The following is a 15,970-nucleotide window of genomic DNA, read 5'->3' on the forward strand; positions in this document are numbered from 1 at the left end:
GTGTTCAGGTGCCGGACAGACCCAGCGCCACCAGCCCGGCAAAGCCGGCCGTGTAGGCGCCGGCGCAGGCCCAGACCCAGCCGCGCTGCGGCCACAGCAGGCCCAGCAGCGGCAGCAGCTGGGCCGCGTGGATGCCGAGGAAGTGGGCCGGCCGCAGATCGCCGCCGGACAGTACCCAGCCCAGCAGCGGCAGGCCTCCTTCGGGGGGCTGGCGCGGGCCGAGCAGCGTGCCCGCGCTGGCCCCGAGGGCGAAGGTCAGCACCAGGCCCAGCAGCATGGCCAGTCGCAAGGCGGGCGGCTGGCGCGGATCCGGGTGGCGCCACAGCAGCCAGGCCAGCCAGGGCTGGGTGGCGGTCAGTAGCAGGGCACCGAAGCCCATCAGCGTGTACATCAGCCCGTGGAAGGCGTCGCCGGTGTTGTAGTGCGAGGCCTGGCCCAGGGCCGCCTGCAGCGTGATGTAGATGAACTCGAAGCTGGCGCTCGCGATCAGCACTGCCACCAGGGCGCTCAGCGTCCGGCCCCGGCGCTGCGCGGCCGGCAGGTGGCCGGCGAACCAGGCCGTGGTCCAGGCCAGCAGGGCGATGGACAGGGCGAACTTGATCGGCTTGATCCAGACATTCACCCCGCGCAGCTCACGCGCATCGAGGCTCCAGGCCAGGGCCATGGGCAGCACCAGGGCCAGCAGCAGGGCGCCGTAGAGCGCCAGCCGGCGCTCGCGCCGCAGCAGTTCGCGCCACCAGCTCGGGCCGGTGGTCGACGGGATCAGGGTCAGGGCTTGCATCCGTGGCTCCTCAAGCAGGCTGTGCAGGGGTGGGTTCGGGACGGCGCGGCCAGCCGGCGCGCAAGAGCGCGTAGGCCAGCAGGCCGGCCGGGCCGAACAGAAAGGTCAGCGCCAGCAGCAGCAGCAGCAGCAGGTGGGCCACACCCATCGCGCCGCAGCGCTCGGCGATCCAGCGGCCGACGAAGAGGTCGAAGGCCAGGTAGTGCAACCAGCCGGCCGCCAGCAGGGCGGGCTGGTCCAGCAGGCGGCGCACGGCCGCCAGCGAGTCGTAGCCGCCATCGCCCATGCCGTTCTGCAGGAACAGCGCCACATAGGCCAGGGCCAGCAGGCCGGGGATGAGCCGGCCGCTGATCCAGCGGGCGCGGGTCGTCCAGCGCGCACCCTGCGGCGACAGCGCCAGCAGCAGCCAGCCCAGCATCGCGAGGCGGCTGCCGTAGTTGAAGACGGTGTCGGGGTCGAGCAAGGGGATGAGCATGGATTTATCTAAACAACGTTCAGATGCAGTCTCGACTATGATTTGAACGCTGTCAAGTTAAGTCTTTTGCCATGTCCGCCTCGCCCTCGAAACCTTCACGCGCCCGCAGCGCTGCGCCGCGAGACGCCTACCACCACGGCGCGCTGCGCGAAGCCCTGCTTGAGGCGGCCGAGGGCCTGCTGGCCGAGCGCGGCCTGGAGGGCTTTTCGCTGCGCGAGGTAGCACGCCGCTCGGGCGTGTCCCCGGCCGCACCGGCCCATCACTTCGGCGATGCGCATGGCCTGCTGACCGCGGTGGCGATCCAGGCTTTTGACGGACTGCGCGAGGCGCTGGAGGCCGGCAATGCGCGCGGCGGCGACGACCCGATCGCGCGGCTGCGCGAGCAGGGCCTGGGCTACGTGGGTTTTGCCCTGCGCCACCCGGGTCGTTTCGGGCTGATGTTCCGCTGCGAGGACAACCACGACGCGCAGCTGCGGCAGAGCGGCCGGGCGGCCTATGGCGTGCTGGAGGACGGCATGCGGGCGCTGTACCGGCTGCCGCCGCAGGCGCCGCTGTCCGCGACGCAGCTGCAGGGCCTGCTGGCCGTTTGGTCCGTGGTTCACGGCTTTGCCCACCTGCAGCTGGCTCATCAGCTGGACGATGCGCTGCAGGGCGCGCCGCGCGAGTCGGTGTTGCGCGATACCCTGGCACCGCTGCTGGAGCAGCAGCTGCGAGGCCTGGCCGCCGATCTGCCGCAGGGCTAAAGTGAGGGCCCCAGCCCTTGTTCCGGCCCCGCCATGCTCATCTTCCGCCAGCTCTTCGACCCCACCTCATCCACCTACACCTATCTGCTGGGATCGGCGGGCGAGGCCCTGCTGATCGACCCGGTCTACGAGCAGGAGCGGCGCGATCTGGCCCTCTTGCGCGAGCTGGGCCTGCGCCTGGTGGCCACGCTGGACACGCATGTGCATGCCGATCATGTGACGGCGGCCTGGCGCCTGAAGCAGCGCAGCGGCAGCGCCATCCTGCTCTCGGCGGCGGCCGGTGCCGAGAACGCCGACCGCCTGCTGCGCCAGGGCGACAAGGTGTCGTTCGGCGGGCGCTACCTGGAAGTGCGGGCCACGCCGGGCCACACCAATGGCTGCCTGAGCTATGTGCTGGATGACCACAGCATGGCCTTCACCGGCGACGCCCTGCTGATCCGCGGCTGTGGCCGCACCGACTTCCAGCAGGGCAGCGCGGCCCAGCTCTACCGCTCGGTGCGGGAGCAGATCCTGAGCCTGCCGCCGGCCTGCCTGCTCTACCCGGGTCATGACTACCGCGGCCTCACCGTCACCAGCGTGGCCGAGGAGCTGCGCTACAACCCGCGCCTGGGCGGCGATGCCAGCGAGGCCGACTTCAGCGGCTATATGAATCATCTGGGCCTGCCCCATCCCAAGCAGATGGCCATCGCCGTGCCGGCCAATCTGCGCTGCGGCCGACCCGAGCAGGAGCAGGCCGTGCCCGGCGAGCCCGACTGGGCGCCGCTGGAGCTGAGCTTTGGCGGCATCTGGGAGATCAGCCCCGCCACCCTGGCCGAGCGCCTGTCTCCCGCGGCCGGTCTGCAGCTGCTGGATGTGCGCGAGCCCGAGGAGTTCGAGGACGCCCTGGGTCATCTGCCCGGCGCGCGCCTGTTGCCCCTGGGTGAGCTCGGTGCGCGCATCGTTGAGCTGGACGCCAGCCGCCCCATCGTCACCATCTGCCGCTCCGGCGCCCGCTCGGCCCAGGCCACGGTGCTCTTGCGCAAGGCCGGCCTGGAGCGCGTGGCCAATCTGCGCGGCGGCATGCTGCGCTGGCGGGCGGAAGGGCTGCCTGTGGAGGGCGGGCGCGACTGAGCGGCTCCGATCCGGCTGCACCGAGCTGCTGCGGGCGAATAGCAGCTCTGGCGGTGTGCCAAGGGAGGGATGGGCAGCCTTTTTGTCAAGTTGGCGTCCGCGTATCCGATGTAGAGTGAGAAGCACTCCAGACCCGCAACACAGCGGGCGCCCATCCCCTTCCCGCTCCTGCGCCTGTCATGCGTGTCTGTTCGCTTGCCTCTGTCAAGAATCGCATCGTGCTGGGCGAACCGCTGCCTTTCAGCGTGCGCGATGCCGGCCGAATGCTCCTGCTCGCAAGAGGGCAGGTGATCGCCGATGACGCACAGCTGGACGAGCTGTTCCAGCGTGGCGCTTTGGTGGAGGTGGAGGAACTGGCGCGTGCCATGCAGCAGCCGGTGCGCAGCAAGCGGCGGACGCAGCGCTCGGCGGCCGAATTGCCCGCCGCCTGGGAGCAGGCCGGCGGGGATGTGCGACGCGCCTTGGGGACACGGCCGGATCAGCTGGCTGCGGCGGTACGCAGCAGCACCGATCTGCTGATGTCCCTGATCGACAGCTCTCCCAATGTGGCGCTTGCGCAGGTGGTGCGGCAGCCCGATGGCGGCGGCGGGCACTATGGGGTGGATCACTCCATTCACGCGGCCACGGCCTGCCACGCGGCGGCGCGCTATCTGGGCTGGGATGTGGCGGCTCAGCGCCGTGCTTTTCAGGCGGCACTGACCATGAACCTGGGCATGCTGGATCTGCAAGCCAAGCTGGCCACCCAGGTGTCGCCGCTCACGGCCTTGCAGCGCGAACAGATCCACCAGCATCCCATACGCAGCGCCGAGATGCTGGCCGAGGCCGGGATCGAAGACGCTGATTGGCTGGAGGCGGTGATCCAGCACCATGAGGTGCCGGGTGGGGCGGGCTATCCGCGCAAGCTCAGCGATGTGGGCGAGCTGGCTGAAATCTTGCGCTATGCCGATGTCTACACCGCACGCCTGAGCGCGCGTGCCAACCGCCCTGCCATGAGCGCTCAGCAGGCGGGGCGGGAGCTGCACCAGATGGCCGAGACCAGCCCGCTGGCGGCGGCGGTGATCAAGGCCTTTGGCATCTTCCCGCCGGGCAGCGTGGTGCGCCTGGCCTCGGGCGAGCTGGGTCTGGTGGTGGGCGTGGGGGACAAGGCCCACCAGCCGCGTGTGGCCGCCCTGACCAATGCGGCCGGCGAGCCGCGCCTGAGCCCGCAGCTGCGCGACAGCGCGCGCGATGACTACGCCATCGTGGCCCTGCTGCCGGCGCAGGCCCTGCCCATGCGCTTGTCTGAAGAGCAGGTCGCGGCGCTGGTGGGCAGCCCCTGAGGGCCGCCCGACCGCGCCCCTCACTCACCGCCTCAACCCAGCTTGAAGGTCGAGACGGCCTCGGCCAGGCGCTGCGCCTGATCCCGCATGGACTGTGCGGCCGCGGCCGACTGCTCCACCAGGGCGGCGTTCTGCTGGGTCATCTGGTCCAGCTGGGTCACGGCCTGATTGACCTGCTGGATGCCGTCGCGCTGCTCGCTGGAGGCCGCGGCGATCTCGCCGATCAGGTCGGAGACCCGGCGCACGCTGGCCACGATGTCCTGCATGGCCTGGCCGGTCTGCTCCACCAGGGTGGCACCCTGCTCCACATTGCCCACCGAGGTGCCTATCAGGCTCTTGATCTCCTTGGCCGCCTCGGCGCTGCGCTGGGCCAGACTGCGCACCTCGCCAGCCACCACGGCAAAGCCACGGCCCTGCTCGCCGGCACGCGCCGCTTCCACGGCGGCGTTCAGCGCCAGGATATTGGTCTGGAAGGCAATGCCGTCGATCACGCCGATGATGTCGGCGATCTTGCGCGAGCTCTGGGTGATGCTGTCCATGCTCCGCACCACCTGCTCCACCACCTCGCCGCCGCGCTGCGCGGCCTCGGCGGCCGAAACGGCCAGCTGGTTGGCCTGGCGCGCGGTATCGGCCGACTGGGCGATGGTGCCGCTCATCTGCTCCATGGAGCTGGCCGTCTGCTGCAGATTGGAGGCGGTCTGCTCGGTGCGTGCCGACAGGTCGTGATTGCCTTGGGCAATCTCGCCGGCGGCCGTGCTGATGGAGTCGGTGGCGCCGCGCACCTGGCCCACGGTCTGGCGCAGCGAGTCCACCATGGCCTGCAGCCGACCCATCAGGCTGGGATCCTGGGGGTCGGCAATGCGCAGATTCAGATCGCCCTGGGCCACGGCCTGCATGGCTGCGATGGCCTGGGCGGGCTCACCGCCCAGCTGGCGCAGCACGCCGCGCATGATGGCCAGGCCAATCAGCCCGACGGCAACAAGCGCGATCATGCCCACGGCCAGTTCGTTCAGCACGGCACGCCAGACCTCGGCCTTCACATCGTCCATATAGAGTCCCGACCCCACCATCCAGTTCCAGCCCTCAACCTGGATCACGTACTGCAGCTTGGGCAGGGCCTCGGTGCCGCCCGGGCGGGGGAAATGGGTGTCCACGAAGGCGCGGCCGCTGGCGCCGCTGCTGCGCAGGCCGGCCGCCATGTCCTTCAGGGTGTAGCGCCCCTGAGCGTCCTTGATCGTGTCGGCCATGTTCTTGCCGGCCCATTCGGGCTTGACCGGGTGGGCGACGCTCACGCCCTCTAGGGTCCAGGCATAGAAGTACTCGGCCCGGCTGTCCTTGCCGCCGAAGCGCGCGCCCAGCACCGCCTCGCGCGCCGCGGCCTGGGCGGCGTCCTGTGCCAGCTTGCCGTCCACGGCGAGCTTGCGGTAGTGCATCACGGTGTTGTGTACCGACTCGACGGCAGCCTTCAACACTTCGCGCCGCTGCTCCATCACGGACTGATAGGACTTGATGGCGCCGTAGGCCACGATCGCCAGAATGCCGATGACGGCACTCGCAATCAAAAGGCCGATACGACGCCGGAAGCTCCAAGCGTTCCCGTTCATGAGGTGTCTCCTTGGCTGGCGGGCCCTGCCGGCCCCTGGCTCATTTGTCTTGTTTCCGCTCTCGGTTATATGCCGCTTTGCGCACTTTGCCGAGGGCTCTGCGGTGTTTGGGCCACAGTGCCCGACGAGGCCCCTTCTTCTTCAGACACGGTGGCGCAGTCATCGCGTGGAGCAATTCACGACCCAGGCCGCTCATGGGAGGGTGTCAGGTCGATGGCCCCGGTGTTTCGATCTGTATCAATGACAATCCGGGCCCACACGATTACGGCACACCCGCTTGAAAGACGGGGTCGCAAAGCCTCCGGTCTACCGCTCTCCCCTGCAGGCGAGCCACGATAGCGGGGTTGCCGGCCGCTATGGCCGTCATCAGCTCATGCGGCCCGGCAGATCTTGGTCTGCGTGCTCTGGCTTGCGGGTGCCCCGTCTTCATCGAGCCCCTGACTCATCCCGCCTGGCGCAGACTGCGCCGGCAGGACAGGCCTGCCATTGCTGATCCATTTCATGACCACGAAGTCGCCCGTTACGCAACGCGAGTACCCGCTGCCCGATGACTGCACCCTGATGTCGACCACCGACACCCGCAGCCATGTGAGCTATGCCAATGACGCCTTTGTCGCTGCCAGCGGTTTCAGCCGCGAGGAGCTCAGGGGCCAGCCCCACAATCTGGTGCGTCACCCCGATATGCCGGCCGAGGCATTTGCCGATATGTGGGCCACCATCAAGGGCGGCGAGCCCTGGACGGCCCTGGTGAAGAACCGGCGCAAGAACGGCGATCACTACTGGGTACGCGCCAATGCGGTGCCGGTGGTGCGTGACGGGCGCCACACGGGCTATATGTCGGTGCGTACCAAGCCCTCGCGGGAGGAGGTGGATGCGGCCGAGGCCCTGTACCGCGAGATGCGCGAGGGGCGGGCCGGCGACGTGCGGCTGCACAAGGGCGTGCTGCTGAACCGGGGCTGGAAGGCGCTGTTCACCCTGGGCAAGACCTTGTCGGTGCGCGGCCGCATACGCCTGAACATGCTGGGGCTGTGGCTGGGCTTGAGCCTGGCCGGCGGGCTGATCGGCGGCCCCGCCCAGCTGGCGACCTGGGCGGGCGTGGGTGCGCTGGCGGCCGTGGTGATGTCGCTGCTGCTGGAGCGTCAGCTGGCGCGGCCCCTGGAGCTGCTGCGCGCGCAGGCCCTGGCCGTGGCCAGCGGCGCCAGCCGTGAGGTGCTGCGCCTGGACCGCGTGGATGAGATCGGCATGACCCTGCGCAGCCTGGGTCAGCTGGGCCTGATGTTCCGCTGGCTGGTGGACGATGTGAGCCAGCAGGTGCAGACGGTGCAGACCGCGGCCACCGAGATTTCGGTGGGCAATCAGGACCTCAGCGTGCGCACCGAGCAGTCGGCCGCCAGCGTGGAGGAGACGGCGGCGTCCATGGAGCAGCTGGGGGCCACGGTTCGCAACAATGCCGACACGGCGGCCCAGGCGACCCAGATCTCCGGGGTGTCGCGCGAGTCGGCGGCCCAGGGTGGCCGCGTGGTGGCCCAGGTGGTGGCGACCATGGGCGAGATCTCGGTGGGCTCCCGCAAGATGGCCGACATCATTGGCGTGATCGACGACATCGCCTTCCAGACCAATATCCTGGCGCTCAATGCGGCGGTGGAAGCGGCGCGTGCCGGCGAGCAGGGGCGCGGCTTTGCCGTGGTGGCCAGCGAGGTCCGCATGCTGGCCCAGCGCTGCGCCGAGGCGGCGCGTGAGGTCAAGGTGCTGATCGGCAGCAGCGTGGAGCGTGTGGAGGCCGGCACGGCCCTGGCCGACGAGGCCGGCAAGTCCATGGAAAGCATCGTGGCCCAGGTGCGGCGTGTCTCGGACCTGATCGGCGAGATCAGCGCGGCCACCCGCGAGCAGTCCCAGGGCATAGTCCAGGTGGGCACGGCCATGGGGCATCTGGACCAGGTGACCCAGCAGAACGCGGCCCTGGTGGAGCAGAGCGCCGCGGCCTCGCAGAGCCTGCGCCAGCAGGCCGAGCTGCTGGCCGATGCCATCGGCGTGTTCCGCTGAGTTACCGGCGCGCGGCGCCTCGCGGGCTGGCCCTGGGTCAGAATGGCGGCTGTTCACACGCGGTGAACAGCCAGCTCATTTCCCAGGCACATCCCATGCTGCAAACCCTTCAAGCCCTTTCCGAGACCCGCGCCGCCATCGGCCCCGTCGTGCTCATCGTGATGGACGGCTACGGCCTGTCCAAGACCGGCGCGGGCAGCGCCATTGCCGCCGCCAACAAGCCCACGCTGGACCGCCTGTTCGCCGAGTACCCGCATGTGCAGCTGCGCGCCCATGGTCGGGCGGTGGGCATGCCCTCGGACGATGACATGGGCAATTCCGAGGTGGGGCACAACGCCCTGGGCGCCGGCCAGGTCTATGCCCAGGGCGCGGCCCTGGTGGCCAATTCCATTGCCTCGGGCGAGCTCTGGCAGGGGCAGGCCTGGCAGGAGATCGTGGCCTTTGCCAAGGCCGGCACGGGGCGCATCCACTTCATGGGCCTGCTGTCTGATGGCAATGTGCACAGCCATATCGACCACCTCAAGGCCATGGTGCTGCGCGCCAAGCAGGAGGGCATCCGGTCGGTGCGCGTGCACGCCCTGATCGACGGCCGCGATGTGCCCGAGACCAGCGCCCTGGACTATGTCCTGCCCTTCGAGGCCCTGCTGGCCGAGCTGAGCACGGACGGCTTTGACGCCCGCATCGCCTCGGGCGGCGGCCGCCAGACCATCACCATGGACCGCTATGACGCCAACTGGCCCATGGTGGAGCGCGGCTGGAAGACCCATGTGCTGGGCCAGGGCCAGCAGTTCGCCTCGGCCGCGGCGGCCATCGAGGGCTTGCGCGCCCAGCACCCTGGCGTGATCGACCAGGACCTGCCCGAGTTCGTGATTGCCGAGAACGGCCGCCCCGTGGGCACCATCGAGGATGGCGACGCGGTGGTGCTCTTCAACTTCCGCGGCGACCGCGCGCTGGAGATCACCCGTGCCTTCGAGGAAGGCGCCGGCTTCGACAAGTTCGAGCGTCGGCGCTGCCCCAAGGTGGCCTTTGCCGGCATGCTGCAGTACGACGGCGATCTGAAGCTGCCGGCCCGCTTTCTGGTCGCGCCGCCCGCCATCAAGAACACCTCGGGCGAGTGGTTCAGCAAGATGGGCATCAGCCAGTTCGCCTGTTCCGAGACCCAGAAGTTCGGCCATGTGACCTATTTCTGGAACGGCAACCGCTCGGGCAAGTTCGAGGGCGAGACCTATCTGGAGGTGCCCAGCGATGTGGTGCCCTTCGAGCAGCGCCCCTGGATGAAGGCCGCCGAGATTGCCGACGCCATGATCGAGGCCCTGCAGAGCGGTCGCCACAAGCTGCTGCGCTGCAATTTCGCCAATGGCGATATGGTGGGCCACACCGGCAACTTCCGCGCCGCCACCATGGCGGTGGAGGCGGTGGACCTGGCCCTGGGCCGCCTGCTCAAGGCCGTGGATGCCGCCGGCGGCGTGGCCCTGATCACGGCCGACCACGGCAATGCCGACGAGATGTTCGAGCTGGACAAGAAGACCGGCCAGCCCGCGCTGAACAAGGACGGCAGCCCCAAGGCCAAGACCGCCCACACGCTCAACCCGGTGCCCCTGATCCTGTACCAGAACATCCCGGGCCTGAAGCTGGGCCTGAAGCAGACGCCCGAGGCCGGCCTGTCCAATGTGGCGGCCACCACGGCCCATCTGCTGGGCTATGAAAAGCACCCGGACTGGGACGAGAGCCTGCTGACTTTGAAGGGTTGAGGGCCGCAGCAGACCTCACAGCTGGCCAGCCTGGGCCAGCTCTCGGCCTAGCTGCCGTATGCGGTGTTGAGACCGCATCAGAGACTTCGGATTGGTGTGCACGGAGCTTCCACCGAGCACCAGCGGGAACTCGTGGCGCTTGGCCGTGCCTATCAGCACGGCAGCCGGTCCGGAAGTCTTGACCTTGATGCGGCCTGCACCGCCGAGTACCAGTAGCTCGGCTCGGCTGGCGCGAACACCTGCAATCATGGCCTGTCCTTCAAAAAGACAGGCCCAGCAGACATCGTGTCCGGAGGGAACCTCCACGTGGTATTCGGTGGCGTTTCGCAGTTCCAGTACCCCGCAGAACATATCCTGGTGCGCTGGAATGCTGCTGCCGCTGTTGCCGTAGCGGCCGAGCAGCACGCGCATCTGTCCATCGGGCAAGGCCTGCAGCGGGACGGCAGCGGGGGGGATGTACAGGCCGACAGCTGTGGCTTCCTCGATCTCGGGTGGCATGGCCACCCAGAGCTGTATGCCTTTCGCCATTCCTTGGCCCAACAGATGTCCGCGATGCCAGGCACCGCCGCCGGCGTTCATCCACTCGACGCCGCCAGCGGGCAGAACACCGCTTTGCCCGGTTGTGTCGTGATAGCGCACGTCCGTGTGGGGCTGCCAGGTCAGCGTTGCCAGGCCCGAGTGTGGGTGCATGCCGAAGCCAAACCCTGGCTGGACGCGAGCTTCGAAGTAGTCGAGAAAAACGAAAGGCTTGAGCTTTTCGCCCAACACATAGGGGTCGATCAGGCGCGTGATGGCGCCCTGTGACTGGCCCCGTGTGCGCGACAGCAGGTGTCTGAAGCTGGTCATGATGGTGTGCCGGTCCCTTCAGCACGGCCGCAGGGATCGGCGGTCTCTCAGCGCAGATTGCCCTTGCCGAAGGCCTGGAACACGCCCTCACGCTCAAAGGCCTTGAAGAAGCCCGCCGACGCAGGGTTCTTGTAGTTGCCCAGCAGGCTGGTGATCATGGGCGTGACGGTCATCAGATCGATGCCCGCTTTGCCGAGCAGCTCGCGGCAGTTTTGTGCCGCAATGCGCGTGCAGGCCGCAGAGATGTCCATCAAGGCCACCACGTTGAAGCCATCAGCCTTGGCCGACAGGGCCGGCGGCACCAGGCAGACGTCGGTGGTCAAGCCGCCCATGATCAGGTTCTTCTTGCCGGTAGCCCGCACGGCCTTGACGAAAGCCGGATCGTCCCAGGCGTTGATCACGCCGGTGCGTTGGATGCGAGCCTCGTATTCCTGGGGCAGCAAGGTCTTGAACTCGGGCAGCAGAGGGCCTTGGGCTTCGTTCTCCAGGCTGCTTGTCAGCACCACGGGCATGCCGGCCGATTTGGCAAAGCCGGCCATCACGCGCACCCACATCTTGAGCTGTTGGCGTTCTTCGTCGTTGGCCAGTTCGCCGGCCCAGCCGATGGTGCCGACTTGGTGGTCAATCAGTACGACGGCGGTGTTGTCGATCTTGCAGGCGGCGTGTCCTTGCATCATGGGCTGGTCCTTGGTGTTGCGGGCGGGTTTCGAGGGGGCGGCATTGGCCGGCGCCGAGCCTGCGGCCAGGCCGCTCAGTGCTGCCAGGGCACCGGCGCTGCCGGCCATAAAGTGACGTCTGTCCTTGGAGTTCATGGGTGCTCTCGTGCGATGGGTGATCTCGACGAGCGGCAGTCTAGATTCGTGCAAAATCAAGATAAATAGATTTAATAAAACTTAATATTTCATTTTTGGAATAGTTGTGGAGCCCAGTCTCAGCGACATCGCCCTCTTTGTGGAAGTGGTGAACACGCGCAGCTTCTCGCGCGCGGCGGAGCGTCTGGACTTGCCCGCCTCCACCTTGTCACGCCGCATTGCCAAGCTGGAGACAGCCATAGGCAGTCGGCTGCTGAACCGCACGACGCGCCGTGTGGAACTCACCGAGATGGGCTCGGCCTACTACGCCCGTTGCTCACCGCTGGTCGAGGAGGCCCGCCAGGCTCATGCGGATCTGGCCGTCCTGCAGGACAGGGTGAGCGGCGTGCTGCGTCTGAGTTGCACGCCAGAATTTGCCAGCCTGTACCTGCCAGAGCCGCTGTTGGCCTTCACTCGGCGTCATGCCGAAGTGGGGGTGGAACTGGATCTGAGTGCGCGCTATGCCGATCTGTTCAGCGAGCAGCTTGATGCCGCCATACGCCTGGGCCCCACAACCGAGGCCAGCTTGGTGACTCGGCGCCTGGGGCAGCTGAGCCGGGCGCTGTATGCCTCGCCGGACTACCTGAATGGCAAGCCACGCCCGCAGAAGCCGCAAGATCTTGCAGACCATGTGCTCATCGGTCTGCGCCGCAGCGCTTCCCAGCCGCAATGGCACTTGCAGCGGCGCGAGCCCGAGGTGTCGTCGTTGTCGGTGCCTGTGCAGGCTCGCTTTGTGGCCGGCAGCATGGGCATGCAACGGGAGTTGGTTCTGCGTGGGGCCGGAATCGCCGCCCTGGATGAGCTGCTGGTTGCGCCCGATGTCGCAGCTGGGCGCTTGTTGCCTGTGCTGCCCGCGTGGCGGCTCAGGCCCGTGCCGGTGTATCTGGTGACGGTCTCGCGTCTGATGCCGGCCCGTCTGCGGCAGTTCCTGCCCTTGCTGGAAGCACAGCTGCGAGGCGAACCTCTGCCGACTTGACGGGTGGTGTCCGCCGCACTCGGCATGGCCTACTGACTCCTAGGGCTAGCACTACCTCTTCAGTCGGCCCCTGGTGCTTCCAGAGTTTGAGCAGTTCATGCGGGCCGCTGATTCATCGCTGCGACACGGTTGAATCCAATGGCGCTTGAGTGACTCACGCTTGCTCGATTCACAGCGCGAAGTCGTAGTCCACCGTCAGCGGCGCGTGGTCGCTGAACTTCTGGTCTTTGTAGATCGCCGCACGCTGCGCCAGGGCCGCCAGCTTGGGCGTGGCGAAGTGGTAGTCCAGGCGCCAGCCCACATTCTTGGCATAGGCCTGGCCGCGGTTGCTCCACCATGTGTAGCAGGCGTCCGTGGTGTCGGGGTGCAGCTGGCGGTACACATCCACCAGGCCGCCCTGACCGTCCGCCTGGCCGAAGAGCTGGTCCAGCCAGGCGCGCTCCTCGGGCAGGAAGCCGCTGTTCTTGAGGTTGCCCTTCCAGTTCTTCAGGTCGGCCTCCTTGTGCGCGATGTTCACATCGGCCACCAGGATGAACTCGCGCTCTGCCTTGAGCGCGGCCAGGTGCGGGGCCATGGCCGCCAGAAAGCGGTACTTGGCCTCCTGGCGCTCGGGTCCGCTGCTGCCGCTGGGGAAGTAGCAGGAGATCAGGCTGAGCTTGCGGCCCGGCTTGTCAAAGCGCTTCTCGATCCAGCGGCCCTCGTCATCGAACTCGGGCACGCCGAAACCGACGATCAGATCGCTGGGCTCCTCGCGGGTGTAGAGGCCCACGCCGGAGTAGCCCTTCTTCTGCGCGTAATGGAAATGGCCCTTGAGCCCGTCGGGGCTGCAGAACTGACCCTCGACCGCATCGGCCTGGGCCTTGAGCTCCTGCACGCCCAGAGCGTCGGCCTGCTGCTGGGGCAGCCAGTCGAAAAAGCCCTTGGTGGCGGCGGAGCGGATGCCGTTGAGGTTGGCGGTGATGAAGCGCATGGTCTGGATGAGGCGGGGCAACAAGCGGAGCGCAAGTATCGCAGCGCCGCTTTGCGCAAACGGCGCGCAAACGAATGCGGGGTTTTGGCAACAGCGACCGGGCCGGAACGCTAACTTGGGATGACGGCTCCACGCCCGGCTTGCTAGATTGGCCGCAGATCGTTGCCGGCCCACGTCAGGCCGCTGCGGCCCTCAGAGCCCGATCCGCCCCAAGCCCTCTCATCTCTTCCCCGGAGTAATGCGCATGCGCGACATCAAGCCCCAAGCCCTGCGTCCCGTGCAGCTGGCCCTGTCCGTGAGCCTGGCCCTGAGCGCCTGGCCCGTCTTGGCCCAGAGCAGCGACAAGACCCAGCTCGAAACCGTCACCATCACGGCCGAGCGCCGCGTCGAGAACATCAAGGACGTGCCCACCGCGGTGTCCACCCTGTCCGGCGAGAAGCTGGATGTGCTGGCTTCTGGCGGCCAGGACGTGCGCTTCCTGTCCGGCCGCGTGCCCAGCCTGAACATCGAGTCCTCCTTTGGCCGAGCCTTTCCGCGTTTCTATCTGCGCGGCTACGGCAATACCGACTTCCGCCTCAATGCCTCCCAGCCCGTCTCCCTGATCTATGACGATGTGGTGCAGGAGAACCCCATCCTCAAAGGCTTCCCGGTCTTTGACGTCAAGTCGGTGGAAGTGATTGCCGGCCCGCAAGGCACCCTGTTCGGCCGCAACACCCCGGGTGGCGTGGTCAAGTTCGACTCGGTGCGCCCGTCCAAGAAGCAGGACGGCTATATCAGCGCCTCCTACGGCACGTTTGGCAGCGCTACGCTGGAAGGCGCGGCCAATCTGCCCCTGGGCGGCGACTGGTCGGCCCGCGTCTCGGCACAGCTGCAGCGCCGCGACGACTGGGTCACCAACCAGGTGCCCAACAGCCCCACGAGCAAGACCGAGGGCTATGAAGACCGCGCGGTGCGCCTGCAGGCCCTGTACGAGCCCAACCAGGGCTTCAGCGCCCTGTTCAATCTGCACAACCGCGAGCTGGAGGGCAGCCCGCGCCTCTTCCGCGCCAGCATCATCAAGCCCGGCACGAACGATCTGATTGCGGGCTTCGATCCCAAGAAGTCCTATCTCAATGCCAAGAATGAGCAGAGCCTGCACGCCACCGGCGGCAGCCTGCGCATCAAGTGGGCGCTGGATGGCATGACCCTGCACTCCATCACCGGCATCGAGACGGTGAAGCCTTTCAGCCGCGCCGATGTGGACGGCGGCTACATCCTGCGTGTCATTCCCAGCAACTTCAAGCTGCCGCCCTATGACAAGGAAGGCGAGGTGTTCTTCCCGGTCGAGACCTCCGACGCCTTGCGCGACCACCGCCAGCTCAGCCAGGAAGTGCGCCTGGAGTCCAGCGGCAATGGCCCGCTGCGCTGGCAGGCCGGCCTCTACCTCTTCGACGAACGCTACACCATGGAGTCGATCGACTACCTGGCCGCGCCCGCCGACGCCCTGGTCAGCACCCGCCAGACCAACCGCGCCTGGGCCGTGTTCGGCTCGGTGAACTACCGCCTCAGCGCCGATCTGAATCTGCGTGGCGGTTTGCGCTACACCCAGGACAAGAAGAACCTGTCCACCACCGGCAAGGTCAACACCAGCGCCGGCACTAGCGCCAGCACCGACAACAGCAAGGTCAGCTGGGATCTCTCGGGCACCTACACCCTGAGCCCCGAGACGAATCTTTACGCCCGCGTGGCCACCGGCTTCCGTGCCGCTTCCATCTACCCGGCCAGCGGCTTTGGCCCGCAGAGCCAGGCGCGTCCCGAGACGGTGACCTCCTACGAGTTGGGTGCCAAGAGCGAGTTCTGGCAGCGTCGCGGCCGGCTCTCGGCCACCGTGTTCAGCTACACCGTCAAGGACCAGCAGCTCACCGCCGTGGGTGGCACGCAGAACGTCAACACCCTGCTGAACGCCAGCAAGGGCCAGGGCCGCGGTTTTGAGCTCAACCTGGAACTGCTGCCCACCGACAATCTGCTGCTGACCCTGGGTGCCAGCTACAACGACACCGAGATCAAGGACCGCAGCCTGGCCATGCCCCCGGCCGGCAGCGGCGCCACCATGATCGGCACGCCCGACGCCCAGGGCAACTACAGCATCTACGGCAACCCCCTGCCCAATGCGCCCAAGTGGATCGCCAATCTGACGGCCCGCTACAGCATCCCGACCGCCGACGGCAACGAGTACTACATCTACACGGACTGGGCCTACCGCTCCAAGGTGAACTTCTTCCTCTACCGCGCGGTGGAGTTCACCGGCAAGCCGCTGACCGAAGGCGGCCTGCGCGTGGGCTATTTGTGGAACAACGGCAAGTACGAGGTGGCCGGCTTTGTGCGCAACATCACCGACAAGGTGGTGGTCAACGGCGCCATCGACTTCAACAACCTGACCGGCTTCATCAACGACCCGCGCACCTACGGTGTGCAGTTCAAGGCCCTGTTCTAAGCCGCGGCCCCGCTGTGCAACAGGCCCG

At 67.5% G+C, this 15,970-nt stretch carries 13 protein-coding genes and 1 riboswitch; of the genes, 7 read left to right on the forward strand and 6 right to left on the reverse strand.

Annotated features, from left to right (window positions below; all coding sequences use genetic code 11):
* Nucleotides 1-4 precede the first annotated feature (4 nt).
* The gene (locus DFR39_RS03365; RefSeq protein ID WP_133602101.1) at nucleotides 5-781 is read right to left on the reverse strand and encodes a hypothetical protein; all 777 of its coding nucleotides are present in this window, start codon (nucleotides 779-781) and stop codon (nucleotides 5-7) included.
* A 10-nt stretch (nucleotides 782-791) separates the two neighbouring features.
* Nucleotides 792-1,256, reverse strand: coding sequence for an ABA4-like family protein (locus DFR39_RS03370; protein WP_133602102.1), 465 nt, complete (start codon nucleotides 1,254-1,256; stop codon nucleotides 792-794).
* Nucleotides 1,257-1,327: 71 nt separating this feature from the next.
* On the opposite strand from DFR39_RS03370, the gene DFR39_RS03375 reads away from it, so the two are divergent.
* The 3 genes from DFR39_RS03375 to DFR39_RS03385 all read left to right on the forward strand — a co-directional run bounded on the left by DFR39_RS03375 (nucleotide 1,328) and on the right by DFR39_RS03385 (nucleotide 4,428).
* Nucleotides 1,328-1,999 carry a TetR/AcrR family transcriptional regulator gene (locus tag DFR39_RS03375; RefSeq protein ID WP_133602103.1) on the forward strand — a complete coding sequence of 224 codons (672 nt, stop codon included), beginning with the start codon at nucleotides 1,328-1,330 and terminating at the stop codon, nucleotides 1,997-1,999.
* A gap of 33 nt (nucleotides 2,000-2,032) precedes the next feature.
* A complete protein-coding gene (locus tag DFR39_RS03380) occupies nucleotides 2,033-3,109 on the forward strand; it encodes an MBL fold metallo-hydrolase (protein ID WP_133602104.1) in 1,077 nt (358 codons plus the stop codon).
* Nucleotides 3,110-3,327: 218 nt separating this feature from the next.
* Nucleotides 3,328-4,428 (forward strand): HD-GYP domain-containing protein, encoded by a 1,101-nt coding sequence (locus DFR39_RS03385; RefSeq protein ID WP_162849404.1) that lies wholly within the window; start codon nucleotides 3,328-3,330, stop codon nucleotides 4,426-4,428.
* Between the two features lie 32 nt (nucleotides 4,429-4,460).
* Here DFR39_RS03385 and DFR39_RS20355 read toward each other — a convergent pair whose 3' ends face one another.
* Complete coding sequence (locus DFR39_RS20355) at nucleotides 4,461-6,032, reverse strand: methyl-accepting chemotaxis protein (RefSeq protein ID WP_133602106.1); 1,572 nt, start codon at nucleotides 6,030-6,032, stop codon at nucleotides 4,461-4,463.
* Nucleotides 6,033-6,288: 256 nt separating this feature from the next.
* Nucleotides 6,289-6,384, forward strand: a riboswitch (cyclic di-GMP riboswitch).
* A gap of 149 nt (nucleotides 6,385-6,533) precedes the next feature.
* Here DFR39_RS20355 and DFR39_RS03395 point away from each other — a divergent pair.
* Nucleotides 6,534-8,075 (forward strand): methyl-accepting chemotaxis protein, encoded by a 1,542-nt coding sequence (locus DFR39_RS03395; protein ID WP_133602107.1) that lies wholly within the window; start codon nucleotides 6,534-6,536, stop codon nucleotides 8,073-8,075.
* A 95-nt stretch (nucleotides 8,076-8,170) separates the two neighbouring features.
* On the forward strand, nucleotides 8,171-9,826 hold the full coding sequence (gpmI, locus tag DFR39_RS03400; RefSeq protein WP_133602108.1) for a 2,3-bisphosphoglycerate-independent phosphoglycerate mutase: 1,656 nt from the start codon (nucleotides 8,171-8,173) through the stop codon (nucleotides 9,824-9,826).
* A gap of 15 nt (nucleotides 9,827-9,841) precedes the next feature.
* On the opposite strand, the gene DFR39_RS03405 is transcribed toward gpmI, so the two are convergent.
* Nucleotides 9,842-10,672 carry a pirin family protein gene (locus DFR39_RS03405; RefSeq protein WP_133602109.1) on the reverse strand — a complete coding sequence of 277 codons (831 nt, stop codon included), beginning with the start codon at nucleotides 10,670-10,672 and terminating at the stop codon, nucleotides 9,842-9,844.
* A gap of 47 nt (nucleotides 10,673-10,719) precedes the next feature.
* Nucleotides 10,720-11,484 (reverse strand): isochorismatase family protein, encoded by a 765-nt coding sequence (locus DFR39_RS03410; RefSeq protein ID WP_133602110.1) that lies wholly within the window; start codon nucleotides 11,482-11,484, stop codon nucleotides 10,720-10,722.
* A gap of 106 nt (nucleotides 11,485-11,590) precedes the next feature.
* Here DFR39_RS03410 and DFR39_RS03415 point away from each other — a divergent pair, with 106 nt between their 5' ends.
* On the forward strand, nucleotides 11,591-12,499 hold the full coding sequence (locus tag DFR39_RS03415) for a LysR family transcriptional regulator (protein ID WP_133602111.1): 909 nt from the start codon (nucleotides 11,591-11,593) through the stop codon (nucleotides 12,497-12,499).
* Nucleotides 12,500-12,668: 169 nt separating this feature from the next.
* Here the strand turns inward: DFR39_RS03415 and DFR39_RS03420 are convergent, their stop codons facing one another.
* Entirely contained in the window at nucleotides 12,669-13,469 is an 801-nt protein-coding gene (locus DFR39_RS03420; RefSeq protein WP_133602112.1) for an exodeoxyribonuclease III, read from the reverse strand.
* A 244-nt stretch (nucleotides 13,470-13,713) separates the two neighbouring features.
* Here DFR39_RS03420 and DFR39_RS03425 point away from each other — a divergent pair, with 244 nt between their 5' ends.
* The gene (locus DFR39_RS03425) at nucleotides 13,714-15,942 is read left to right on the forward strand and encodes a TonB-dependent receptor (RefSeq protein WP_133602113.1); all 2,229 of its coding nucleotides are present in this window, start codon (nucleotides 13,714-13,716) and stop codon (nucleotides 15,940-15,942) included.
* The last annotated feature ends 28 nt before the right edge of the window (nucleotides 15,943-15,970 follow it).

Source organism: Roseateles asaccharophilus (assembly GCF_004362405.1).
Taxonomy (GTDB): domain Bacteria; phylum Pseudomonadota; class Gammaproteobacteria; order Burkholderiales; family Burkholderiaceae_C; genus Kinneretia; species Kinneretia asaccharophila.

Excerpts from the sequence above, each read along its gene's own strand:
- DFR39_RS03405 (WP_133602109.1), bottom strand. The coding sequence starts at position 10,672 with ATGACCAGCTTCAGACACCTGCTGTCGCGCACACGGGGCCAGTCACAG.
- DFR39_RS03375 (WP_133602103.1), top strand. The coding sequence starts at position 1,328 with ATGTCCGCCTCGCCCTCGAAACCTTCACGCGCCCGCAGCGCTGCGCCG.
- DFR39_RS03425 (WP_133602113.1), top strand. The coding sequence starts at position 13,714 with ATGCGCGACATCAAGCCCCAAGCCCTGCGTCCCGTGCAGCTGGCCCTG.
- DFR39_RS20355 (WP_133602106.1), bottom strand. The coding sequence starts at position 6,032 with ATGAACGGGAACGCTTGGAGCTTCCGGCGTCGTATCGGCCTTTTGATT.
- DFR39_RS03410 (WP_133602110.1), bottom strand. The coding sequence starts at position 11,484 with ATGAACTCCAAGGACAGACGTCACTTTATGGCCGGCAGCGCCGGTGCC.
- DFR39_RS03370 (WP_133602102.1), bottom strand. The coding sequence starts at position 1,256 with ATGCTCATCCCCTTGCTCGACCCCGACACCGTCTTCAACTACGGCAGC.
- gpmI (WP_133602108.1), top strand. The coding sequence starts at position 8,171 with ATGCTGCAAACCCTTCAAGCCCTTTCCGAGACCCGCGCCGCCATCGGC.
- DFR39_RS03420 (WP_133602112.1), bottom strand. The coding sequence starts at position 13,469 with ATGCGCTTCATCACCGCCAACCTCAACGGCATCCGCTCCGCCGCCACC.
- DFR39_RS03365 (WP_133602101.1), bottom strand. The coding sequence starts at position 781 with ATGCAAGCCCTGACCCTGATCCCGTCGACCACCGGCCCGAGCTGGTGG.
- DFR39_RS03380 (WP_133602104.1), top strand. The coding sequence starts at position 2,033 with ATGCTCATCTTCCGCCAGCTCTTCGACCCCACCTCATCCACCTACACC.
- DFR39_RS03395 (WP_133602107.1), top strand. The coding sequence starts at position 6,534 with ATGACCACGAAGTCGCCCGTTACGCAACGCGAGTACCCGCTGCCCGAT.